5 protein-coding genes and 1 pseudogene are annotated in these 3,199 nt (G+C 73.8%); 5 read left to right on the top strand and 1 reads right to left on the bottom strand.

The features are described from left to right. Positions 1-409, top strand: a pseudogene (locus ACWDX9_RS61630) (hypothetical protein); the annotation flags it as partial. Between the two features lie 10 nt (positions 410-419). Here the strand turns inward: ACWDX9_RS61630 and ACWDX9_RS61625 are convergent. Beyond that, positions 420-1,019 carry a TetR/AcrR family transcriptional regulator gene (locus ACWDX9_RS61625; protein WP_355195591.1) on the bottom strand — a complete coding sequence of 200 codons (600 nt, stop codon included), beginning with the start codon at positions 1,017-1,019 and terminating at the stop codon, positions 420-422. A gap of 87 nt (positions 1,020-1,106) precedes the next feature. Between ACWDX9_RS61625 and ACWDX9_RS61620 the strand changes: the two genes are divergently transcribed. From ACWDX9_RS61620 to ACWDX9_RS61605, 4 genes are all read left to right on the top strand, one after another. Beyond that, entirely contained in the window at positions 1,107-1,679 is a 573-nt protein-coding gene (locus ACWDX9_RS61620; RefSeq protein WP_449973168.1) for a CGNR zinc finger domain-containing protein, read from the top strand. After that, a complete protein-coding gene (locus ACWDX9_RS61615) occupies positions 1,679-2,224 on the top strand; it encodes a GNAT family N-acetyltransferase (RefSeq protein ID WP_449973167.1) in 546 nt (181 codons plus the stop codon). Before ACWDX9_RS61620 ends, ACWDX9_RS61615 begins: the two co-directional genes overlap by 1 nt. Positions 2,225-2,290: 66 nt before the next feature. Next, complete coding sequence (locus ACWDX9_RS61610) at positions 2,291-2,809, top strand: nitroreductase family deazaflavin-dependent oxidoreductase (protein WP_449973166.1); 519 nt, start codon at positions 2,291-2,293, stop codon at positions 2,807-2,809. A gap of 173 nt (positions 2,810-2,982) precedes the next feature. Then, positions 2,983-3,165 carry a hypothetical protein gene (locus ACWDX9_RS61605; protein ID WP_449973165.1) on the top strand — a complete coding sequence of 61 codons (183 nt, stop codon included), beginning with the start codon at positions 2,983-2,985 and terminating at the stop codon, positions 3,163-3,165. Positions 3,166-3,199: the final 34 nt, after the last annotated feature.

Here is a 3,199-nt window from a genome sequence, read left to right as displayed (position 1 = left end):
CCTGCTGGTCACCGCCCAGACCATGCTCCCCGGCGTGCTCCCCGCCCCGGCCGTCCCGGTCGCCGCCGCCCGCCTGGGCAGGCCGCCCACCCCGCAGCCGCGCCCGCCGTCCCCGCGGCCCAAGCCGACGACCGGACCCGAACCGATGACGGCCGGCGAGCTGCGCACCGCCGTCGCGGCCGGGCGGCTCGGCCTGGAGGCCCTGCTGTCGCGCACCGACCTGGCCACCATCGGGGCCGACGTGGAGACGGTGCTGCGGGCCCTGCCCGGGCGCAGCGCCACCGAGATCAGCCGCGTGCTGCGCAGGGGCAGGATCCTCAGCGGCGCCAGCATCGGGGACCTCACCCTGCGCCAGCGCCACTACCTCCTCCTCGCCCTCGGCGCCATCCCGGCGAGCCCGGCCGGATGAAGGGGGCCCGTCAGGGGGCCCGGCCGGTGAGGTAGCGCTGCAGCGTCGGCGCCATCCAGGCGATGAGCTCGTCGGGGGAGGACGAGACCAGCGCGTCCACCCGTACGGCGTAGCGGGTGATGGCCAGCCCCACGAGCTGGCCGGCCGCGAGCGCCGCGCGCAGCTCGGGCTGGTCCACGCCGAGCTTCCTGGTGACCTTGCCGAGCATGTCGTTGGCGAGGAACTCCCTGATCAGGGCGGCGGCGTGCGCGTTCGTGGCGGCCGAGCGCATCAGGCCCAGCACCGGGCCGGGCCGGTCCACCGCGCCGAGCAGGCCGAGGACGTATCCGGCCAGCCGCTCCCCGAGCTTGCCGCGGGGCCCGTCCAGCAGCATGGCCACGGCCTGCTCGGGCTGGAACACCGACGTCACGACCGCGCTGAACAGCTGCTCCTTGCCGCCGAAGAACCGGCGCACGAGCGCCGGGTCCACACCGGCGTCCGCGGCCACCTGGCGCATGCTGGTGGCCTCGTAGCCGCCCGCGCTGAAGGCCCTGGCCGCCGCGGCGACGATCTCTTCCCTGGTGGTCGAGGCCCCCGGCCGCCGCCCGGTCCTGCCTGTGCGTTCCTCCACGGCCGCCAAGTTATATCCCCGTACAGGGACTTGCTACCCCTATAAATCAGATGCTGACGGTTACAGTGATCTGTTAGCGTCAGCGTCGTGACGGCAGTCGAGTTCCCGATCCTCGGGACGGAACCTCTCGCGGTGGAGCTGGCCAACACGCTGTACGGCGCGGGGGAGGCGCGGATCGACTTCCTGCCGGACGCCCGGCGGGTCGGCGAGTGGTTCGCCCAGGTCTCCGAGCGCCATGGGGTCGCGGGCCCGATGGGTCCGCACGCGGCCCGGGTGCGGATGTTGCGCGACTGCGTGCACGCCCTGCTGTCGGCCGCCGTCGAGGGGCGCGTTCCCGACGCGGCGCCGGTCCGGCGGGTCAACGACTTCACGGCGGCGGCGCCGACGTACCTGTGGCTCGACTGGAGCGGCGGCGCGCCAGCCTCGCGCTGGGCCGACACCGTCACCGGCCCGGCCGCCGTGCTCGGGAGCATCGCCACCTGCTGCGTCGAGCTGCTGGCCGGCCCCCAGGCGGATCGGGTACGCCGCTGCCAGGGCCCCGGCTGCTCACTGTTCTTCGTCCAGAACCACCCCCGCCGGCGCTGGTGCCACCCCTCGTGCGGTCACCGCGACCGCCAGGCCCGCTACTACCGCCGGCAGCACACCCCCGGAGCGTCCTGATGATCACATGGCGTCGGCTCGGCCAGGAGGACTTCCCCCTGCTGCGTACGTGGCTGGAGCAGCCGCACGTGGCGCTGTGGTGGAACCACGAGACCTCGATCGAGGCGGTGACCGGCGACTTCGGCCCCGCCGCCCGCGGGGAGGAGCCGTCGGAGGACCTGCTCGTGTTCCTCGACGGCCGGCCGCTCGGCCTGGTCCAGCGCTTGCGGTATGCGGACTACCCCGACTACCTGGCCGAACTGGCGACGCTCACCCCCGTCCCCGACGGCGCGGTGAGCATCGACTACCTGATCGGCGACCCCGGCCAGGTCGGCAGGGGCCTGGGCCCGGAGATGATCCGCTCGGTGATCGAGCGGACCTGGACGGAGATCCCCGGCTCGTCCTGCGTGCTGGTCCCCGTCTCGGCGGCCAACCGTGCGTCGTGGCGGGCGCTGGAGAAGGCCGGGATGCGCCGGGTGGCCGAGGGCGAGCTCGAGCCCGACAACCCGATCCACGGTCGCGCCCACTACGTCTACCGGATCGACCGGCCGGCCGACCCAGAGTAGACCAATCGCTTGGTTGGGAAGTATTCTTGGCCCCCGTCGGCAGCGCAACGAGGACGTGAGGGCACCGTGGTCGAGCAGCAGCACTCCAGCGGCGGTTTCATGGCACGCGTCAGCACCGCGCTCCGCCCGTTCTTCCAGTGGCTCGCGGGCACGAGGGGCTTCGCGCGGGTCGCGCCCAAGATCGTCCCGCCTCTTGATCGCTTCGTCAATCGGGTGACGGGCGGCCGCGTGCTCATGGGGGACCAGATGATCCCCCACCTGCTGCTCACCACGACCGGCAGCAAGTCGGGGCAGGAGCGCCAGAGCCCGCTGGCCTGCCTGCCCGAGGACGGCGGCACGTTCCTGGTGGTCGGCAGCAACTTCGGCAGGGAGCACCACCCGGCCTGGAGCGGCAACCTGCTCAAGACCCCGCAGGCCACCGTGACCTTCCGCGGGCGGGTCATCCCCGTCACGGCCGCCCTGCTCGCCGGGGCCGACCGCGAGCAGGCCTGGCAGGCGCTCACCGGCTTCTGGCCGCTGTACGACGGCTACACGGAGCGCTCCGGCCGCGAGCTGCGCGTCTTCCGCCTGTCCCCGCGCTCCTGACAGTCCCGGTTACCGGCCGCCGGCCACGTCGCCGACGACCTGCGGGATCTCGAACAGGTTGGCGGTGTCCCCGGTGTGCAGGAACGCCACGTTCCGGCCCGGCTCGACCCGCCCCGAGCGGACGTGGTCGAGCAGCCCCGCGAAGCCCCGTCGCCCACGAGCTCGGCATCGCCGTGCTGCCCGCGCTGGCGCTCACGGACACGGTGGACGGCGTCGTCGCCCGCCCCATCGCCGAGGAGCCCCTCGTACGCTTCCTGTACTGCTGCCGGATCGACACGGCCGGGGCGCCGGCCATCGTCACCCGGCTGGAGACGTGCCTGACCGAGGCCGCCGCCGGCCTCCCACGGCCGTCGTGACGGGTGGTTTCGAGCCCCGGACGCCCCGCCGCCC

Source organism: Nonomuraea sp. NPDC003201 (genome assembly GCF_053590415.1).
The sequence above is the reverse complement of the archived record's forward strand: the minus strand, read 5'-3'. Positions and strand labels throughout refer to the sequence as shown.

Coding starts and splice junctions, on each gene's coding strand:
- ACWDX9_RS61615 (WP_449973167.1), top strand. CDS start 1,679: ATGATCACATGGCGTCGGCTCGGCCAGGAGGACTTCCCCCTGCTGCGT.